Genomic DNA, 20,817 nt, shown 5'->3' with positions numbered 1-20,817 from the left:
AAATATCAATCTTTCAAGTTATCGAAAACTCTATTTAAAACATCCTTACAGATCAAAATATCTTTCTCAGAGATACCTGCAATAGCTTTCTGGTAGGTTTGCTTTAAAATTTGTGTAGTTGTGTTTTCTAAAGACTTTCCTTGAGCTGTCAGATAAATTAAGTTTGTTCGCTGATCATATTTATCAGTAACTCTAACCACCAAACTTCGAGATTCTAGCTTATTAATCAGTCTAGTAACACTAGTTTTGTCACGAAAGGTTTTCTCAGAGAGCGATTGCTGTGTCTGTCCATCCTCATTCCATAAAGCAGAAAGAAGAGTCCATTGTTCATGAGTAATCGCAAGATTAGCTCGCTTAAACTCACGTTGCAATTTCCTATTAACTATATTAGTTGTTCTACCTATTACAATATTAAAAATGTCGCTTATTGATATTTTCACTCTATTCAAATCTAGTTGCATATACAACTACAATGAGTGTGCCAAAAAAGCTGAAACTGTTATAAAATAATTTAATGATTAGGAGTTGGTTTGAATTATTGGATAATACATACAAGAACAGCCGAGGCCATGAGCGCAGGGGTTTCGCAGGCCGCAAATGCGCGGGGGATTCTCGTATGACCTTAGTGATATGATGCTTGCTTATAATTTGGCGGTATCTTAGTTTTATTCGCGGGACAAATAAAAATATGAGCCCAACCTTCCTACTCATCTAATTTAGGAAAGAACTGTTTAATTATTTTTCCACTCATTTTCATAGTAGTTGTTATGAACGGATTTTCCTTCTACGGTAAAACTATTAAAAACAAGTCTTCTTATATCCTCATAGATTTTATTCGGTAAAATCTTGTATTTAATATTGTCATAGTTTTGATATACAATTTTATAACCCTGCAAGTGTAAGAGTTCTCTATTCGAAATATTTTCGGTTTTATGAGCTTTAAAAACAGTTTTTTGACCTCGTTTTATCTTTAGGGCTATAATTGAATCGACCTCGATAAGTTTCAGGTATAAAATTTTGGCATTGGGATTTTTCCCGTTTGAATAATGATAGTTTAATCGTTTATCTAAAATAGAATTTACATACACCTTATTTATATGCCCATTATCATAACATTGTAAAAGAAACCCATTTTTGTATTTTTCTTCTATTGGCAAAGAAAATAGACAATCGTGCTCTGAGTTCTCTTGAATTTTATATGTGTTATCCTCAAAAAGATTAAAATACCATCTTACGAAACCGTTCCAAATGCTTCATGACACCATTATTCGCCATTCCTTTATGATAATCTGTCGGCTCATAGGTTCTCAGGAAATATTCAAACTGAGTAATAAACTGATAATCCAATTCGGTAAGATAGATATCTGACTTCTTGAACTGTTTTAGTAAAAACTCCTTTAGATATTTAACGGTGGTGAAGTAATTTTTGAGCGTTCCATATGCCAGTACTTCTTTCATAAGCAGGTTATGATATTCCATTAACGATTGGAGTGTATTTTCCTGCTCTACAATTCCAATATATTTGTTTTTGACTGCATCAGCCGTTACAAGCTGCTTCTTGATAATAAATTCCTGGTAGTGGGAAGTGAGAAGTCCCCGGGTTTCTTCCAGATAACTGTTTAAGGCTTTCAGCTCTACATTTTTCGGTTTGGCCATTCCCTTTACTTTGTTCCAGTCAGCAATATCGATCAATCGCTTAAGGGCGATCTCACTGCGGCCTTTGTCTACCACGATACGAACATAAATTGCTGCTTTTCCATTTTTTCCACGGCTCATTCTCAATACGAAATGGATTCCGGATGTGTTTGTTGATCTCATTTTTACTCCTTTTTAAATACTTAGATAAATTGTTTCAAACTATTATGTCGAAACAGTTCACCAGTGAACCAAAAAAGTGATTCATTTTGATACAACTGAGTTCATAGATTATTTCTACATTGGATTGTAAATCAGCTATCTAACTCATTCTGGTGAACAAATATAAAATTTAAATCTGTTCACCTCTTTGTTCGCATGATAGGAAGAATAGTATGTATTGAAAAGGACGGTTTAAAAGCAAAAAAGCCTCAAAATCGTATGATTTAGAGGCTTATGGATCCAGATGAACTGGCTTTCGTCGGGATGGCCGGATTTGAACCGACGACCTCCAGCACCCCATGCTGGCGCGATACCGGGCTACGCTACATCCCGAAAACAATGACAGCAAATATAGAAAAATTACTATTTGTTTAAAACAGCTTTTGCGGCATTTACGGTTACCGATGCAGGTGTCTTTTTCAAGGTTTCAGCATCAAAGGCTTTGATTGCAGCTTCTAGTTCTTTCAGGCGTTCGTTGTCACCCGATTTTTTAAGTTCTTCACGTAATATTTTGGCTTTTTCGAAGTCTTGGATGCCTTCTCTTAATCGTTCGAAACGGATTGAAGTACGGTTGCCGGGATAGACTAAATAGGTGTCGCCAGCTGCCCACGAACGGAAGCGTGAGTCGCGCTGTGGGTCTTCAGTCCAGTTATTATATGCCCAGCGCAGATAGCCGTCGAAATCTAGGTTTAAGGCGTGCCATGACAACCAGGTTGCTTCTGCGTATGGAGAAGAGGTGAATGTGTTAGGATAAGGCTCTGCACAGCATGTATAGAAAGTGGTTTTCAAGCCTTTCGCTCTACGCTCTTCAATTACTTCATGTGGAATGGGTTGTTGATAGGCAACGCTATAATCAACAAGTTTGTCTTGCAAATCTGGATGGTAAACGCCGGCCATGGAAATCAAGTAGTCTGGGTCGGCTGATTTGATAATGTCGATGGCGGCATTCATATGTTCTTCTGGCCGTTCGTCCATGGCGATGGTGGTTTTATCAAACCAACCCTTTTTCTTCAGATGCTTGGCAAAATCTTCGAGCATGTTTTGCCAGTGGTTTTTGTATTCTGCGGTACCCGGTGTGGCTACTAATAATTTTTCGCTGTTGGTAGCCTCATCATGATAATAGAATTTGAGGTTCCAAGGGATCATGCTATAGCAATTGATGTATTCATCAATCCCCAAATCCATCATGTACTGTACCCATTTGTCGAAAATGCTGTAGTCGTATTCCCAAGATCCGTTTTTCTTTTTTGTCCATTGGATCATGCTGCCGTAGATATCATAGGTTTGTGCGTTCCAAGGGTCATAAATGATGGAGGCTGTGATATTTTTCTGTCCGGCATCGGCCAAGCGTGCCATCACGGGTTTCATCACTTCAAAATGCTGGTCGCTCCAAGGTTCTACGCCATGGACGCGTGCTACGCTATAGGGGTTCTGCCAAATATCTAAATGGTATGTCCATTCGCTGGCGACTGGCAATGTGCGGTTGATTACTTCAATCTGAAAAGGGAGTTCTGCGTTATAGTCAGGTGATGAAATGGTCAATATGCCTTTGTAAATACCAGCCTGTGCATTTTGAGGGATGGCCACACTAAGCCAGAGTGGTCTGCTGGTTTGGTCTTTGATGGTGAAATTTGCGATATCATCGATCAGGTCGGCATGTAAGGAGGTGTCTAAGCCGGCGGGGATTCCGCAACCGGATGTCAGATCGCCTAAGTGATCGGTTAGTGTATAGCGAACAAAATTAGCTCGTATATTTCCTTTTGGGATGGTGCTTGAACCTGGTCCTACTAGTTCCTCAACCGAAAGGTTTACGTCTTTCAATTCTTTGTTTGTCCAGATGAGTGCTTGCGTGTGTACGCGTTCGCCTTTCCAGCCTTTGCCTTCCCAACTGGATGATATTTGAGATAGAACGGGTGCCGATGAACGGTGAAAGTGCTCGTCTACGGATACAAATCCGCTGTAGGCGTCAGATGTGTAGGTCTCCCAGCTGGTTAAATCTTTGGGTTTTGGATCTTCAAGTTCTTGAAACTGTACGTATTCTTTTAACTGAGCTTGTGCAGAAAAGGATACGATTAAAAATAGGAGCGTTATAATTTTGTTCATAACGCTAATTTATTCTTTTTAATTTAAATTCATAGGGGAACCGAAGTCTTCGTCGCAAAGTTGACCGTTTATGATGGCTCCCGCTAAGCTGCCAGCGGCTATTGCATTGGCCAAGGAACGCATTCCTGATGAGTTGTCCCCGGCGGCAAACACGCCTTCAATATTGGTTTCCTGAAAGTTGTTTATTGAGATAAACCCATGTTCATTTAGTTCACAACCCATGTTTTCCGGCAATTTGCAGTTCTGTTGGAAGGGAACGCGTGCATATAATGCATCGATTTGAACAATCGAACCGTCTTCCAAATCAAGATGATTAATATAGCCTTCTTGGTGTTTGATCGTTTTAAGGGGCGTTTCGATAAGATCGATGTTCCTTTGTCCTAGTGATTCCGTTTGTTCGCTCGTAAGGTCTGTCGGACCGTTTGTGAAGATGGTTAGATCTTGTGTCAGGTTACTAATGAGTTTGGTGAGATGAATGGCTGCTTCACCGTTTGCTAGAATACCTGTTTTTTTACCGTGATATTCATAGCCATGACAATAAGGACAATGGATTACTGACTTTCCCCAGCAATCGGAGAGGCCCTCAATTTTCGGTAGTAAGTCCTTGATCCCGGTTGCAAAGAGCACTTTTTTCCCAAGATATGTTTCACCTGATTCTGTTTCTACCCGGAAGGTATCTTCATGGCGTTCACAGCTTGTTGCCAGGTCATTTCTTATTTCTACGGTGTTGTAAGTCAATACCTGTTTTTTAGATAACTCACTTATTGCAGCAGGGGCCTCGCCATCCTGCGTTAAAAAGTTATGGGACTTGGGGGTTGATCTGTTGCATGGTAATCCACGATCGATAATAAGAACCTTGCGTAAAGAACGGCCTAAGGACATGGCCGCTGAGAGTCCGGCGTAACTGCCTCCGATAATAATGACTTCAAATGGATGAATGCTTGTCGTGTTTTTATTTTTCATGGATGATGGGCTGTACGTTATTAATATAATGCAATAATGTTGCAAATATATAAATTTAATGCAGTTTGATTGCATTCGTTTATCTCGTCGATTTGATTTATGTCAATATTGACAATTTTATTACAATAACTTTACGGCAATGTTTCTTATTAAGATTTATTATAAATAATATTGCAGCTATTTTGAAAAAGCTTGCACTTGCCGGACTGTTGATCGTTTTGGCCATAACTTCTTTGTTCGTCGGCGTAGCGGATATTTCTATATCGGACCTATTGGAGTCGGACGCGGAAACGATCCTGCTATTTACGATAAGTCGGATTCCACGTACCGTTGCGTTGATCTTGGCGGGGGTGGGCTTGAGTGTGTCTGGTCTGATTATGCAACAGATGACACAAAATAAGTTTGTGTCGCCTACGACTGCTGGTACGCTGGAAGCAACGAAGATGGGTTTATTGGCCGCCTTGATCATCATTCCTTCGGTGGGTTTTACCGGAAAGATGATTTTCGCTTTCTTATTTACGTTTTTAGCGAGTCTTCTTTTTTTGAAGATTGTTCAGAAAATTCGTTTTAGAAACGTGGTTTTTGTGCCTTTGGTAGGGCTCATGTTTGGCGGTATTTTGAACTCCATTTCAACATTCTTTGCTGTCCGAATGAATATCGTTCAAGACACGGATGCGTGGATGATGGGGGATTTTTCAAGCGTCTTGCAGGGGCGCTATGAATTGATTTATCTAAGCTTACCGGCAGTGGTGATCACCTATTTATATGCCAACAAATTTACGATCGTAGGAATGGGTGAGGATTTTTCGAAGAATCTGGGTCTCAATTATAATGCAGTGATGCAGATTGGTTTATTCTGTGTGTCGCTTACGGTGAGTACGGTGGTGATTACGGCTGGCGCTATACCCTTTCTGGGATTGGTGATACCGAATATTGTCAGTATGATGTACGGTGATAATGTTCGGAAAACTTTACCGTTAATTGCTTTTTTTGGAGCAATCTTTTTATTGATCTGTGATATCATCGGGCGATTAGTCATTTATCCATTTGAAATACCTATCGGAATGATGGTGGGAATTATCGGTGGAGTCGTTTTTCTAATCTTGTTATTAAGAAAGAAATGACAGGAGATAGAAAAAAAATAACAGCATTGGGGCTTACAACCTTGTTGGTTGTAGTATCTTACTTGTTCTATCGGCTTGGGAATAGTTGGGAGTTTGCTATTCAACTTAGATCTAGTAAAGTGTTAGCTATGCTCATTGTTTCTTGTTGCGTAGCTTATTCTTCCGTCGCCTTCCAAACGCTTACGGCTAACCGAATACTGACGCCATCTATTATGGGCTTTGAGTCGGTTTACTTACTGTTGCAGACTGTTATTGTTTTTATTTACGGCGATATGACTTTTAAAGTCCTCAACAGCGTCGATAACTTTCTGCTGTCGGTTCTCTGTATGATCGGTTTTGCTTTTTTGCTGTATATCCTGATCTATAAAAAGGGGAAGAGCAATATGTACCTTTTGTTATTGATTGGTCTGGTGCTGGGGATTCTGTTTAATACAATGAGTTCGTTTATGCAATTGCTGATTGACCCGAACGATTTCTTCATTATTCAGGGGAAGATGTTTGCGTCTTTCAACAAGATAAATGATGACTTACTTGTTTATTCGTTGGTATTGATAGGTGCTTTAATGATTGTCGGGTTCCGCTTAACGAAATACTTGGATGTGATAGCCTTAGGTAGAGATCAGGCTATAAATTTGGGTTTGAACTACAATCGGATGATTCAGATTTTCTTAATCATTATTGCTGTTATGGTATCCGTATCAACTGCATTAGTTGGTCCCATAACCTTTTTTGGACTATTGGTAAGCAACCTTACTTATGAACTGATTAAGACGCATAGGCACAGCGTAATTATTTTTGCCTGTTGTTTAGTTTCAGCTATTACCGTCATTGGCGGACAGTTTTTAATGGAACGATTGTTTGCCTTGTCAACGCCAATAAGTACGATTATTAATTTTATAGGTGGGCTGTATTTTATGTATTTATTATTAAAAGTTAAAAAGATATGATCGAAGTAAAAAATATAACGAAGCAATATGGTGATCGGATCATATTGGACGATATCTCGATCCGCTTTCCAAAAGGACAGATTACTTCCCTAATTGGGAGTAATGGTGCCGGAAAAAGTACGCTATTGTCCATCATTAGCAGGTTGCTGCCGCAGGATGGTGGGGTGATTTTAGTCGATGAAAAGAACATCACCGATTATAAGAACAGGGTTCTTGCTCAACATTTATCTATACTTAAACAGTTTAATCAGGTTGGTCTGCGGTTGACAGTTCGTGAGTTGGTGGCTTTTGGCCGTTTTCCATATAGCCAGGGAAAGCTTTCTAAACAGGACAACGAGAAGATTGATGAGGCTATCACCTTTCTCAACTTGCAGGATATAGAAGATTCGTATATGGATGAGCTAAGCGGTGGACAGAAGCAACGCGCTTACATGGCCATGGTTGTAGCGCAGGATACAGAATATATTTTGCTGGATGAGCCTTTGAATAATCTGGATATGAAGCATTCGGTTCAGATTATGAAAATATTGAAAAAATTGGCTGATGAATTAGGGAAGACGATTATCATTGTACTGCACGATATAAATTTTGCATCGCATTACTCTGACCATATTGTAGCCTTAAAAAATCACAAAATCCGATACTGTGATACCACAGAGAATATAATTACAGAATGTGTGCTAAAAGATATCTTCGATATCGACTTTAGTATTTCGGAGTATAAGAACAAGAGAATTTGTAACTATTTTAATCACTAATTATTTTAACTATGAAAAAAGCGATTGGTTTATTTGCGGCAGCACTCGTGTTGGTTTTTACAAGTTGTAATAGCGGCCAACAGAGTGGATCTGAAGAAAATGCGAATAATGAAACCGTAACGGTGACTCATAACCTTGGAACGATAGAGGTGCCTGTAAATCCTCAACGTGTAGTCGTTCTAGAATTTGGAGCCTTAGAGAATTTGGACGCTATTGGTGTAAAACCTGTAGCAATTGCCAAAAATGCGCTTCCCGATTATTTGAGTAAATTTAAAGATGATGAGTCGATAGAGGACGTAGGAAACATTACCGAAGTTGATATCGAAAAGATCAATGAATTGCAACCTGATTTGATCATTATTGGTGGTCGTTTGGCTGAATCGTATGAAACTCTTTCGAAGATCGCGCCAACTTATAACCATGCAAATGATACAGAGGATATTTTAGGTTCTTTAAAAAATAACCTAAATAACCTGGGGCAGATCTTCAACAAAGAAGAAGAGTTTAAAAAGGCATTTGACAAAATTAAAACGAAAGCAGAAGAGGTACATGCTAATGCATCAGTATCTGATGAAAAAGCCCTCGTTGTACTACACAACAAAGGAAGGTTTAGTGCCTATGGGAGTAAATCAAGATTTGCAATCGTTCACGATGTTTTAGGTGTAAAAGAAGCCAAACCAGGTCTTGATACGCATACGCATGGAAATGTGGCATCAAACGAGTTTATCCAACAAGTAAACCCGGACATCTTGTTTGTGATCGATAGAAGCGCAGCTATTGGTGATCAAGCTTTGAATAGGGAGGATGTTGAAAATAAGCTGATCCAACAAACCAATGCATATAAAAATGATAAAATAGTTTATTTGGACTCTCAAGCCTGGTACCTGTCTGGTACGGGTATTATCTCTGTCAACATGATGATCGATGAGGTTGCTTCGGTTTTCAATTAGCCTATACTAGCGGATATATTATTTTTTCTTACATACCTAAGGATTCTATGTATGTAAGAAAAAATAATATATTTGTGTATGAGATCGAAGAAACAAAGTGGTCTCTTAAAAGGTAGTCTTCAATTAATCCTGTTGAAACTCCTGAAAGAAAGAGGCCGTATGTATGGGTATGAACTTACCCAAGTAGTGAAGGAAATTACCAATGGTGAGATCCTATTAACTGAAGGCGCACTTTATCCGGCGCTACATAAAATGGAGAAAGAGGGTTTTCTGGCTACAACCGTTGAGTTGGTAGATAACAGAGCTCGTAAATACTATTCGCTGACGCCCGTCGGGGAAGCTGAGGTAGAGGTTAAATTGAAGGAGACAAAAAGTTTTCTAGATAATCTACATTTATTGCTCAATTTTAATCCTTCGCTTTCATGAAACTTAATATTCACCAACAAAAAGAAATTCGTGCGTATTTACAACACGTTACCATCGATAACACGAATATAGACGAGTTATATGATCATATAGTTTCAGATATGGAACAGCGTGACGCTATCAATCACTTTGATATAAATGAAGTCAAGGAGACCATAGATAGAGAATTCGATGTACTTATAAATACGGATCGCGATAGGCGAGTCTACCAGCGAACAAATAACATTGTCGGATTCTCAATCTTTCTTTTTGCTCTTTTAGTGTATTGGTTAACGATGGAGCCAACGGTCAGCTTTTGGGATTGTGGTGAATTTATAGCAGCTGCTTTTAAGTTGGAGGTAGGGCATCAACCCGGTGCACCGCTGTTTCTGGTTATCGGAAAACTTTTCAGCTTTTTGGCTTTAGGAGATTTGTCGAAGGTCGCGTACTGGGTCAATTTTAGCTCTGTTGTGGCGAGTGCCGCGACTATCATGTTTTTGTTTTGGACAATTACTGCTTTGGTGTCAAAGGTTTTTCGAGATGAGAAGATTAGAACAAAGACGCTGAGTATCATGGCTTCGGGAATCATCGGTGCCACGGCTTATACTTTTTCGGATACCTTTTGGTTTTCGGCGGTCGAGGCGGAGGTATATGCGCTGTCATCATTATTTACGGCGATTACGTTTTGGGCAATTCTTAAATGGGAGAGATATTTAAATGATCGTTGGTTGGTTTTCATCGCTTTCATGGTCGGTTTGTCTACCGGAGTTCACCTGTTAAGTTTATTAACGATTCCGGCACTGGCGTTGGTCTATTACTTTCGTAAAACAAAACGTAATTCTGCGTTTGGTGTGGCTAAGGCGCTATTGATTGGTTGTTTACTTGTGGCACTCGTCCAATTCGGGATCCTGCAATATTTTGTTTTAGCAGCTTTCAAAGTCGATTTGTGGTTTGTTAACGGTTTGGAATTACCCTTTGGATCAGGAGCACTCTTTTTCATTCTATTGGTGGTGGTGCTTCTGGGTTTGGGTATATGGTATTCGGTGCGTACTGGGAAGTATCAGTTGAACCTCAGCTTGATTTGTACTGGCTTTATTCTTTTGGGTTTTAGCTCATATATGATGATTGCAATACGAGCAAATGCCAATCCTCCGATTAATTTGAGTGATCCTGATAATGCTTATGCGCTTTATAATTATTTAGGACGGACCAATTATGGCTCGACACCTTTATTGTATGGGAACACGTTTGATGCCGAGCGCTTGGGTAATGAAGTGACAGGTGTAACCTATCGGAGAGGAAGTGAGCGCTATGAGGTGTCTGGTAATACATATAAACCGATCTTCGATAAGAATTTGATATTTCCACGTACGCATAGTCAAGAGCCTCATCATGTCAATTTCTATAAAAACTGGATGGGTTTAGCAGATGGGGAGACGCCTACGTTTTCTCAGAACCTTGGTTTTTTTGCTTCATGGCAGATTGGAGTGATGTATTGGCGGTATTTTCTGTGGAACTTCTCCGGCCGACAGAATGATATACAAGGCTACGGCGGAATCCGGAATGGTAATTGGATCACAGGGATCAAAGCTGTTGATGCGATTCGCCTAGGGAATCAGGAGGATCTCCCACCACGCATTACGGCAAATGAAGGACATAATGTTTTTTATGGGCTACCATTTTTATTGGGTTTAGCTGGCGTTTATTGGTTGCTAAGAAAGAATAAGCAGACTGCACTGATTGTTTCGACACTGTTTTTCTTTACGGGCTTAGCTATTATTATCTACCTGAATCAAGACCCCATGCAGGTGAGGGAGCGTGATTATGCGTATGTGGGTTCTTTCTACGCCTTTGCAATCTTTATTGGTTTTGGTTTTTTACTGGTCAAGGACTTCTTTCAGCGAGTGGCTCCACACAAGCTGGCTTGGTCGGCCGCATTATTAGCCTGCTTTTTTTCGGCTCCTTTTCTAATGGGTACTCAGGGCTGGGATGATCACAATCGTTCAGGAAAGACAACGGCACTAGCCTGGGCAAAGAATTATTTGGATTCGTGTGCACCAAATGCAATACTCATTACTAATGCGGATAACGACACTTATCCTTTGTGGTATGTTCAGGAAGTTGAAGGTTATCGGACTGATGTACGGGTTTTAAATTATCAGTTTTTACATGATGCTTCATTTATCGATCAAATGAAAATGAAGGTTAACCAATCTGATCCACTGCCATTAAGCTTAGCACATGATACTTATAAAGCTGGTGAAAGAGACTTCTTTCCTTATGTGGATTATGGTATAACAGATAGTGTGGAATTAAGCGATTTAATTGCTGTAATGACTTCGAACCATCGAAATGATCAAGTGCAGCTCGCCGACAGATCTTATATCAACTCTCTACCTGCCCGGAAATTGAAACTTACCATTGACGCCCAGCAGCTGGTGGATACAAATACTATTCGTGATGATCAGCGATCAGAAGTAGTGTCGGAAATGGAATGGAGCTTCGATAAATCGTATGCCACAAAAGCCGACTTGATCATCTTTGATATTTTAGCGAATAACAATTGGGAACGACCTGTTTATTTTGCGAGTTCTGTGTCTGCGGATACGTATGTGGGACTTGAGGATTATCTTTTCTTGGAGGGCTATGCCTATCGTTTGCTGCCGATCAAAGTCGAGGAGGGGATCGACAAAACTCAACGTACCAACACACCGGAGATGTATAGCAACTTTATGGATGAGTTTGATTTTAGTGGATTTCATCAAGCTGGCTATTTGGATGTTGAATCCAGACGGGTAATTAATAGTACTTGGCAATTAAGCAATGCGCTGACGGCTAATCTGCTTAAAGAGAATAAACTAGAGGAAGCACAAAATGTACTGTTTAAAGGTTTGAAAGAGTTGCCACTTCGAAATTATTCGGTTGCAGATACGCTTAATAAGTTGAGCACTGTTCGGAATTTATACGCTAGCGATATGGTCAACGAAGGAAATGATTTGACGCTAATGACAGCGGATTTCATAGAGACAGAACTTGCGTATATTAGTACGCTTAATCCTTCACATCAACTTGCTTACCGCGATGAAATTCAGGTTGGCTTATATGTGTTGGATGAGTTTCAAAGAATGACTGAACAGTATCAGCAGATGGAAATACATCAATCGATACGGAAATCATTCGAAGGGATGCTCAACGCTTTTATGGTGGAGGCTTAATTACAGGTCGTATTCATTGGTTGGTCGTAATTCGCTTAGGGGTTTTCCAATGAATTGTGAAGGGGTAATTCCAAATTGCTTGTGGAAGTTTCTTCCGAATTGTGTTTGTGAGCTATAGCCTACACGCTCAGATATTTCATATACTTTTAATTGTCCCTCACCCAACAAAATAGCTGCTTTTTTGAGCCGTGCTAGGTTGATGAAGTCATTGGGCGTAAGATCTGAAATTGCATTAATTTTTCGGTAGAGGGTCGTTCGACTCATGCACATCAAGTCCGCAAGGTGTTCGACATCAAAGTGGATATCTGTCATATGCTCCTCAATAGTGCCGTTTAGCTGCTCGAGGAAGGACTTATCAGCTTTCGACCTTGCCATCGTTCTTAGATGTACAAGAGGTGATTCAACAAAGTAATCACGAAGTTTATTTCGATTTGCTATTAAGCTTTGTATCTGAGCATTTAGATGTGCGACCGAAAAAGGTTTCTCAATGTACACGTCTGCGCCTTGCTCAAGCCCTTTGATCTTGGACTGCAACGTATTCTTTGCAGTTAACAAAATTATCGGGATATGGCTGTGTGAGATTTCAGATTTTACGATTCGGCAAAACTCATAGCCATCCATTTCCGGCATCATGATATCGCAAATAATCAGTTGCACGTTGTGTTCGTTAAGTAATTTCAGAGCTGACCTAGCATCGAGCGCCTGGAGTACTTCGTACGCTTCACTTAGATCATCCACAAGGAAGTCCAGGATTTCGGGGTTGTCGTCGATAACCAAAATCAAAGGTTTCGTTCGCTGTTTAGTTTCCATTTGTATCTCGATTTATCTGTATAAGTGGTAACTTCAATATAAAAATATTCATATCGTCTTCTGGTGGAATAAGGTAGAGCTTTCCATTATGTAGCTGTGCAAGGGACCGTGCTAGCGCTAAACCTAAGCCTGAGCCCTGTTGGCTTTCACCTTCCTTCAACCGGACAAACGTGTCGAATACTTTCTCCCGCATATGAACAGGGATAATATGTCCATCATTTTTAACCGAAATCGTTAACATGTTGTTTTCGTCCCTTTGTTCATACAGTCGCAGGACAATTGTACGCTTCGCATACTTTAACCCGTTTGTCAATAAGTTGCTGATAATCTGTGTCACTGCTTCTTTATCCACATTGGCCATACACTCGTAAGTAGGAAGGTCTAGTGTTAGTCGGATATTCTTTTGAGCGGCTACCATTTTAAACCGTTGATAGTTATCAGTAAGAAGTTCGTTAAGGTTGACTGGCACATATTTTAATTGATAACCTTGTACTTCTATTCTTCTAAAATCTAATAATTGATCGGTTAGTTCCATCAAACGATCTGTATTTCTGTCCATCGTTTGTAAATGTTTTTGAATAAGAGGCAGTTCCTCTGTTTTCTTTATGACTTTTTCCAGTGGCGCTTTAATTAATGTTAGAGGGGTGCGGATCTCATGGGTGACGTTTGTGAAAAAATCGATTTTCGCATGGTACACTTCCTCCTCTTTTCTGTGACGTATAAGTTCTAATTTTCTTCTATTTCTTTCCTTAATCCGAGAGTGGTAGTTATGAATTAAATACCAAGTAGTACCCGCTATCAGTATAATATATATCCCATAGGCGAAATGCGTTGCCCAAATGGGCGGGATAACGGTGATACGAAGTTGCTTTTCTTTCCCTTTGAAACTCCCTGTTCCATCAGCGACATTCACTTTGAACGTATATTCACCAGGGGGTAATTTAGTAAAATATGCCCTTCGGTTTGTACGAATGTGGGTCCATTCATCATCCAACCCTTCCATTTTGTAAGCGTATTCTGTCATTTTTGGCGAGACATAACTCAAAGCCGCAAAGTCGATACTTAATGATGACTGATCATGCCTGACATAGATATGCTCCGTGTATGTAATTGATTGGCTTAGAATAGAATTGGTGTTTTGGTTGATCTCCAGGTCTTGATTATGTATCTGTATGCCAGTAATGTACACCGGCGGATGATAATTGCTTTTACGATAATTTATAGGATTAAACTTTATCAATCCATTTACGCTTCCAAAATAGAGGTCTCCTTTGGTATTCTTGAGTGCAGAATTGTAGTTGAACTGATCACTCAAGAGCCCATTAGCTTTTGTAAATATCTGAATATCTTCGCTTTCTGGATGAAAACGTACAAGTCCTTTTGATGTGGTAATCCAAAGGTAATGATTGTTATCTTCAAGCATCGCTAGGATAAGATTGCTAGGGAATCCATTGTTGGTTGTATAGCGTTTAAATGTTTGAGAGGAGGAGTTGAGAAGACAGAGTCCCCCTTCCGTTGCAATCCATAGATTATGCTTGTGATCCTCAAAAATTCGGTTGACCCGGTTACTGCCTAGGCTTTTATTGTCACCCATTTGGTGAGTAAACTCACCACTTTCTCCAGTTTTCGGATTGAAATAATAAAGGCCGTCGCGCCATGTCCCCGCCCATATGATGCCTTTAGAGTCTTCAAATATTGTCGTATAGAAGAGATGTTCAGGGAAGCCAGGCGCATAATGAAATGCTTTTGTATTTTGATTGTATTCCAGCAACCCGCTGCCCGTTGCCAGGATAATCCGCTGTTTACGAGTCTTATAAATATTAAAGATAAAGTTATTAGGTAACGTGTCCTTTTCAGCACCTACGCTATAGTGTTTAATGACTTTTCCACTAGGAATATCCATTAAATCAAGGCCATGTTCGAAAGTGCCAATCCATAAGCTGTCGCCACTAGCGAGCAGGCCGTGTATATTGTTGAATGAAATGCTGAAAGGATCGTCTGATGTGCGATAATGGGTTATTTTGCCAGAAGGAATATGAAGTTTGTTTAAACCGTCGTCTTCTGTGCCAATCCACAGATTGTTATAATCATCTAAACTTAATTCTCGTACTGCATTTCCGGAAATTCCGTTACGCCCGTTGTGTGGAAAATACTTCTCGAAAAAGGTATTACTAGCTTCATAATAATTAATCCCGCCAAAATATGTACCCGCCCATATACCTCCTTCCCGATCCTTGCAAAGGGTATAAATTGCATTATCTGATATTGCCCACGGATGTCCTCTTTGCTTTTTTAAATTTGTGAATTGATTTGTTGCAATATTATAGATGAAAATCCCCGCTTCAGTAGCAAACCAATATTCTTGATTACTATGTTGCATAATATCCCGCACAAAGATATCTGATCCTATTTTATGATCTATGAAAATATCCTGATAGCTTCTAGATTCGATGTCAAATTTTTTAACGCCCTGCTTAGTTGTTCCGATTAGAAGGTAACCTTGTTTACTATCGTAAATGCTTTCGATCCAGCGTGTTTCGACGGAAGGTGAATGATTGTAAAGCGACATTGAAGTGAAGCGTTTCTCATCTTTGCTGTATTCTAACAGGTCGCCGGCAGTGGTCCCGATCCAAATTCTACTGTCTTCTCCCTGCTGGAATGAGCTACAATTAAATTGACTGTTTGAAGTAACTTGAATGATAGTTTGCTCAGAAAAATTGTATTGATATAATTGAAAGTTATTGATGAACCAGATGTTTCCCTGATGGTCTTTTTGAATTTCTAAAACTTCGTTTACAATTTCATCGTCAAACAACGAAAAACTCTCCGATTTTGGATCAAATATAAAGATGCCTTGATCTGTCCCAATCCATATGTTACCGTTGTTGTCTTCACAGAGGGCACGGATGAAATTACTTCCTAAACCATTTGGACTGTCAGGATTACTATGAAATACTTTGAAGGAATAACCATCGAACCGATTTAGGCCATCTTTAGTGCCAAACCACATAAAGCCCCGTCGATCTTGCATACTGCATAGGACAGCATTATTGGATAACCCATTTTCAACTTGATAATGACGAAAATAATAAGGTTGCGCATAGACTACCGTTATCGGTAATAAATTGACAACAATCAGTATCGCAATCAGGTATCTCACAATTCAGGGTTAGTGTAGTCGTTCAAATATAATTGAATTTATGAAAATATTCTGCTTATCGCTTTTCTACGGAGATTGGGACAAATTAAGGAAAGAATGGAACAAATTGATGCCAACTAAGTAGTTGAATTAACGTCCTTTGTATTAGATGGGGGAGAGATAACTTCTTATTACCCAATTTTTAACCCGAATTAAAACCAATCTTATTATGAGAAACTACAATTTGTTTTGTATTGCAATTGCTGTTACATCCATCTTGTTATTTAGTTGTAACCAAAATTCGACCAGCGAAACTGCCAAGACGGATAACTCGGATAGTGTCCACACCTCGACGTGGTCAGCGGAGAAAGCGAATGAATGGTATGCTAAGCAAGGATGGTTAGTGGGAGCGAATTTTAGTCCATCTACAGCTATCAATCAACTAGAGATGTGGCAGGAAGACACTTTTGATCCAGAAACAATTGATCGTGAATTGGGCTGGGCAGCGGACTTGGGTATGAATACCATGCGTGTATATCTCCACGATCTACCCTATGAGCAAGATTCGATCGGCTTTATCAGTCGCATTGATGAATACTTAGCGATCTCTAAGAAACATAATATTAAGACTTTACTCGTGTTCTTCGACTCTTGTTGGGATCCCTTTCCCGTGTCTGGAAAGCAAAGAGCACCGAAGCCTCACGTTCACAACTCGGGTTGGGTCCAAAGCCCAGGTCAGGATGCCTTAAAAGACTCTACGCAATATCCTCGTCTGGAACGCTATGTTAAGGGTGTAGTTGGTCATTTCGCAGACGACGACAGGATATTAGGTTGGGATATTTGGAACGAACCAGATAATATGACAGGACCATCCTACGAAGCGGTGGAAATTAAGGATAAGGTAGATTATGTCATTCCTTTGTTAGAGAAAGCTTTTGCGTGGGCCCGCTCTGCAAATCCATCGCAGCCGTTAACATCCGGAATATGGGGCGGTGGAGATTGGTCTAATCATGAGGAATTGAAACCGATCGAAAAGTTACAGATAGAGAATTCTGATATTATTAGTTTTCATCACTATGAGCAGCCTGAGGACTTCGAAAAGCGACTTAAAGAACTGCAGCGCTACAACCGTCCGTTACTTTGCACAGAATATATGGCGCGACCCAATGGAAGTACCTTCGAGGGTTTCTTGCCGATTGCTAAGGAGCATAATGTTGCGATGTTCAATTGGGGTTTTGTGGATGGAAAAACACAGACAAAGTATCCTTGGGATAGCTGGACAAAAACCTATACTGAAGAACCAGAATTATGGTTTCACGATGTCTTACGTACAGATGGAACTCCTTATATAACAGAAGAAGTAGAGTTTATTAAGAATATTATCAAATAATATAATAAACCTTTTTATCACCAATAAACCGTGATTTTATGAAAAAAAACATAAAAGGTAAGGCCTATTGGCCAAATTCTGTCGGGCTTGCGGTATGCTTGCTCGTAAGTATCGGCACGATTAGCACGCTCAGTGCTGGTGAACGGGGAGCTCTTGTGCCGAGTCGTGTCAACGTCTCCTCCCTATATAATCAAACCAGTGTAAGCGGACGCGTAACTAATCCGCAAGGTTTGCCTATGCAGGGCATCAATGTGCAAGTCAAAGGTACAGAAGTAAGCACAGTAACGAACGAAGATGGTGAATTTACAATACAAGTGCCTTCAAATGATGCGATTCTTGTTTTTTCTTTTTTGGGGTATGATAATCAGGAAGTTACTGTTGGAAGCAAGCGCGAAATTCAAGTAACACTTACTGAGTCTCTAGAAGAGCTGGATGAAGTTGTCGTGATCGGCTATGGGTCGGTCCGCAAGAAGGATCTTACTGGAGCTGTTTCTGTAGTCGATACTAGAGAAATGGCTAAAACAGGATCAGCAACAATAGCACAATCAATTCAAGGACTAGCAACTGGGGTCAATGTTCGAAATACAGGAAACGCTGGTAGCGATGCAAGTATCGAAATTCGTGGGATTGGTAATTTGACCAATAACAATCCTCTATGGGTGATTGATGGTTTGATCACTTCGGCGGGGGCTGACTTTAATCCGAACGACGTAGAATCTGTCCAGATTCTAAAGGACGCGTCGGCCGCTGCTATTTATGGTTCGAGGGCAGCCAACGGGGTGATCATCGTAACTACAAAAAAAGGAAAGAAAGGTCCGGCAGTAGTTGATTTTTCGATACGAGAATCTTTTGACTGGTCGCCACGCTATGATCTGATGGGAGCCGAAGAATACAAGAAGTATAATGATATGGCTTATAAAGAGGCTATTAAAGATGGGGTATGGAGCGGCAATTTACAGGATCACGCAGATATTAATACGGACTGGCAAGATGAAACTATGGGAACTGCTTTGGTGCAGGATTATAATGTTTCTATCTCAGGTGGCGGTGATGCAGGTAACTACTTCTTGTCCGGTGGTTATTATAACAACGACGGGATTATGTATGGGAATTCATTCGATCGTTACACTTTTCGAGTGAATACCGAGGGCAATAAAGGGATTTTTTCGTTCGGTGAATCCTTCAGCTTTGCGCAAACAGACAGAGACCCTTTGCAGACGAGCTCATATATTGATATCATCAGAATGCTACCAACAATAGCTGTTCGTAATCCAGACAATTTAGGAGGATTCGGATATGGTAATGAAGCCAACGCACGGACTTTTGCAACGAACCCTATTGCAAGAGAGGAAATAGAAGATACCAATACTAAAATTTATCGAATGCGCGGAACGTTTTGGGGTCAAGCGCAAATAACAAAATCTCTGTCTTACAAGCTAAACGTAGGTATCGATTATATTTTTGATGAATATCGCTATTTTAGAAAAGAAGGAAACTGGACGATGAATCAGGAATACCGGGATCCTACGGGTAGTAAAAATCGGATAAAAGAAACCAACGAGCTTATTGAAAATACGCTGAATTTTGATCATGATTTTGGCAAACACCACGTTGACGCCGTTGCCGGGCTTACCTATCAGCATCAGTATTGGGAAGATGTGGGTGCTCAGCGTCTCAAGTTTCCATTCCTAGGTGGCGATTATATAACCGTACTGAATGCTGGTCAAGAAAATCAAACCAACTGGAATAGTATTCAAGAATATGCATTGATATCATACTTAGGTCGCGCGAATTATATTTTTGACGACAAATATTTCGCTACGGTTACATTTAGAAGAGATGGCTCGTCGAAACTGAGTCTAGCTAATCGATGGGATAATTTCTATTCGATTTCAGGGGCATGGCGGGTAAGCAATGAGGATTTCTTTGAAGTACCGTGGATCAATGACTTGAAAATACGTGCTAATTACGGGGAAATCGGGAATGCTGCGTTCCCAGGCAACTGGAGTTATCTGGGCACGCTTAATCCGAATATTGTAACCGTGTTTGGTAGCGATCAAAGTCTTGTGAACGGCGCTACACAAGTACAAATCGTGAACGAGAATCTCCGTTGGGAGCGAACAGCGCAGACTAACATCGGAGTAGATGCACTGTTTTTAGATAACCGACTTTCAGCGACGGCCGAGTATTATAATTCGGAAACGCGTGATGTCCTGACTGGGATGCAAATCTCAATGACAACAGGTAATCAAGGAGGTGCGCCGCTAGCGAATGTTGCAAGTCTGAAAAATACCGGCTTCGAACTCGGGTTGATGTGGCGCGATCAAATAGGTGATTTCAATTATAATGTGGGAACTAATATTACAACCCTGAAGAATGAAATACTTGAATTAGGTTACGGAAACGAAGTGTTTTATACAGGACAAACACGAAGTGAAATTGGTCGCTCACTCGGTGAATATTATCTATTAAAGACCGACGGGCTATTTCGCACTCAGGCGGATATCGACAATTATGTGAATTCAGCAGGTGATCCCATTACTATTGAGGGTAAGAGGCCCCAGTTAGGAGATTTACGTTATATCGATACGGATGATAATGGTCAGATAACGACGGGTGACAGGCAGATTGTCGGTGACCCCTGGGCGGATCTATTACTTTCTGTAAATGCAGGATTCTCCTTCAAAAATATCGATTTCTCGATGTTATGGAGTGGCCAGTTTGGCAATGATGTACTGAATGGAGGGATGAGACAGGGTCGCTTGTTTGCTGATAACTCCAATTACATCAGATTTGAATCTGGTCATGAACCTTATCAGGAAAATCCAGATAGTGATTTCCCCCGTATTATTTATGCCGACACACGTAATACACGAGGAGACAGCGATATCTGGTTGGAAAACGGCTCTTATTTGCGACTTCGAAATATTCAGCTGGGATACACGTTTGACGATCAGTTTTTGAATCGAATTAATTTAGATGGATTACGTGTTTTTGTTTCGGGAAATAATCTAGTGACCATCACCAAGTACAAGGGCTTGGATCCGGATTTTATCAATACTAATGTTTGGGACCGTGGAACAGACAATATGGCTTTTCCAAATCCCCGGACATTTATGTTTGGCTTACAAGTGAGTTTTTAATTATCCATAAAAA

15 protein-coding genes and 1 tRNA gene are annotated in these 20,817 nt (G+C 40.2%); 8 read left to right on the top strand and 8 right to left on the bottom strand.

The features are described 5' to 3' along the window. Window positions 1-5: 5 nt before the first annotated feature. The 6 genes from WKR92_RS02830 to WKR92_RS02805 all read right to left on the bottom strand — a co-directional run bounded on the left by WKR92_RS02830 (window position 6) and on the right by WKR92_RS02805 (window position 4,923). Window positions 6-440 (bottom strand): MarR family winged helix-turn-helix transcriptional regulator, encoded by a 435-nt coding sequence (locus tag WKR92_RS02830; protein ID WP_375556318.1) that lies wholly within the window; start codon window positions 438-440, stop codon window positions 6-8. Window positions 441-731: 291 nt separating this feature from the next. Next, window positions 732-1,157 (bottom strand): hypothetical protein, encoded by a 426-nt coding sequence (locus WKR92_RS02825; protein WP_375556317.1) that lies wholly within the window; start codon window positions 1,155-1,157, stop codon window positions 732-734. A gap of 61 nt (window positions 1,158-1,218) precedes the next feature. Continuing rightward, window positions 1,219-1,818 (bottom strand): phage integrase SAM-like domain and Arm DNA-binding domain-containing protein, encoded by a 600-nt coding sequence (locus tag WKR92_RS02820; protein ID WP_375556316.1) that lies wholly within the window; start codon window positions 1,816-1,818, stop codon window positions 1,219-1,221. 298 nt (window positions 1,819-2,116) lie between these two features. Beyond that, a tRNA-Pro gene (locus WKR92_RS02815) sits at window positions 2,117-2,190 on the bottom strand. A 30-nt stretch (window positions 2,191-2,220) separates the two neighbouring features. Then, complete coding sequence (locus WKR92_RS02810) at window positions 2,221-3,960, bottom strand: DUF4091 domain-containing protein (protein ID WP_375556315.1); 1,740 nt, start codon at window positions 3,958-3,960, stop codon at window positions 2,221-2,223. An 18-nt stretch (window positions 3,961-3,978) separates the two neighbouring features. Beyond that, window positions 3,979-4,923, bottom strand: a complete 945-nt coding sequence (locus WKR92_RS02805) for an NAD(P)/FAD-dependent oxidoreductase (protein ID WP_375556314.1) — start codon at window positions 4,921-4,923, stop codon at window positions 3,979-3,981. A gap of 182 nt (window positions 4,924-5,105) precedes the next feature. On the opposite strand from WKR92_RS02805, the gene WKR92_RS02800 reads away from it, so the two are divergent. From WKR92_RS02800 to WKR92_RS02775, 6 genes are all read left to right on the top strand, one after another. Beyond that, on the top strand, window positions 5,106-6,047 hold the full coding sequence (locus tag WKR92_RS02800) for an ABC transporter permease (RefSeq protein WP_375556313.1): 942 nt from the start codon (window positions 5,106-5,108) through the stop codon (window positions 6,045-6,047). Further along, window positions 6,044-6,994 (top strand): iron chelate uptake ABC transporter family permease subunit, encoded by a 951-nt coding sequence (locus WKR92_RS02795; RefSeq protein WP_375556312.1) that lies wholly within the window; start codon window positions 6,044-6,046, stop codon window positions 6,992-6,994. The genes WKR92_RS02800 and WKR92_RS02795 overlap by 4 nt, the downstream gene beginning before the upstream one ends. Continuing rightward, window positions 6,991-7,752, top strand: a complete 762-nt coding sequence (locus tag WKR92_RS02790) for an iron ABC transporter ATP-binding protein (RefSeq protein ID WP_375556311.1) — start codon at window positions 6,991-6,993, stop codon at window positions 7,750-7,752. Before WKR92_RS02795 ends, WKR92_RS02790 begins: the two co-directional genes overlap by 4 nt. Window positions 7,753-7,763: 11 nt before the next feature. Beyond that, window positions 7,764-8,702, top strand: coding sequence for a siderophore ABC transporter substrate-binding protein (locus tag WKR92_RS02785; RefSeq protein ID WP_375556310.1), 939 nt, complete (start codon window positions 7,764-7,766; stop codon window positions 8,700-8,702). 78 nt (window positions 8,703-8,780) lie between these two features. Beyond that, complete coding sequence (locus tag WKR92_RS02780; protein ID WP_375556309.1) at window positions 8,781-9,128, top strand: PadR family transcriptional regulator; 348 nt, start codon at window positions 8,781-8,783, stop codon at window positions 9,126-9,128. After that, window positions 9,125-12,322: a glycosyltransferase family 117 protein gene (locus WKR92_RS02775; RefSeq protein WP_375556308.1), complete on the top strand. Its 3,198-nt coding sequence runs from the start codon at window positions 9,125-9,127 to the stop codon at window positions 12,320-12,322. The genes WKR92_RS02780 and WKR92_RS02775 overlap by 4 nt, the downstream gene beginning before the upstream one ends. Here WKR92_RS02775 and WKR92_RS02770 read toward each other — a convergent pair whose 3' ends face one another. Together WKR92_RS02770 and WKR92_RS02765 are read right to left on the bottom strand one after the other, a co-directional pair. Next, window positions 12,323-13,132, bottom strand: a complete 810-nt coding sequence (locus tag WKR92_RS02770; RefSeq protein WP_375556307.1) for a response regulator transcription factor — start codon at window positions 13,130-13,132, stop codon at window positions 12,323-12,325. It lies immediately after the preceding gene. Continuing rightward, complete coding sequence (locus WKR92_RS02765; protein ID WP_375556306.1) at window positions 13,122-16,292, bottom strand: ligand-binding sensor domain-containing protein; 3,171 nt, start codon at window positions 16,290-16,292, stop codon at window positions 13,122-13,124. The genes WKR92_RS02770 and WKR92_RS02765 overlap by 11 nt, the downstream gene beginning before the upstream one ends. A 208-nt stretch (window positions 16,293-16,500) precedes the next feature. On the opposite strand from WKR92_RS02765, the gene WKR92_RS02760 reads away from it, so the two are divergent. Next, window positions 16,501-17,661 (top strand): cellulase family glycosylhydrolase, encoded by a 1,161-nt coding sequence (locus WKR92_RS02760; RefSeq protein WP_375556305.1) that lies wholly within the window; start codon window positions 16,501-16,503, stop codon window positions 17,659-17,661. Window positions 17,662-17,699: 38 nt separating this feature from the next. Further along, window positions 17,700-20,804, top strand: coding sequence for a SusC/RagA family TonB-linked outer membrane protein (locus tag WKR92_RS02755; RefSeq protein ID WP_375556304.1), 3,105 nt, complete (start codon window positions 17,700-17,702; stop codon window positions 20,802-20,804). The last annotated feature ends 13 nt before the right edge of the window (window positions 20,805-20,817 follow it).

This window comes from Albibacterium profundi, from assembly GCF_042159835.1.
Lineage (GTDB): Bacteria > Bacteroidota > Bacteroidia > Sphingobacteriales > Sphingobacteriaceae > Albibacterium > Albibacterium profundi.
Note: the sequence above shows the minus strand (reverse complement) of the source record. Positions and strands in the feature narration are given on the sequence as shown.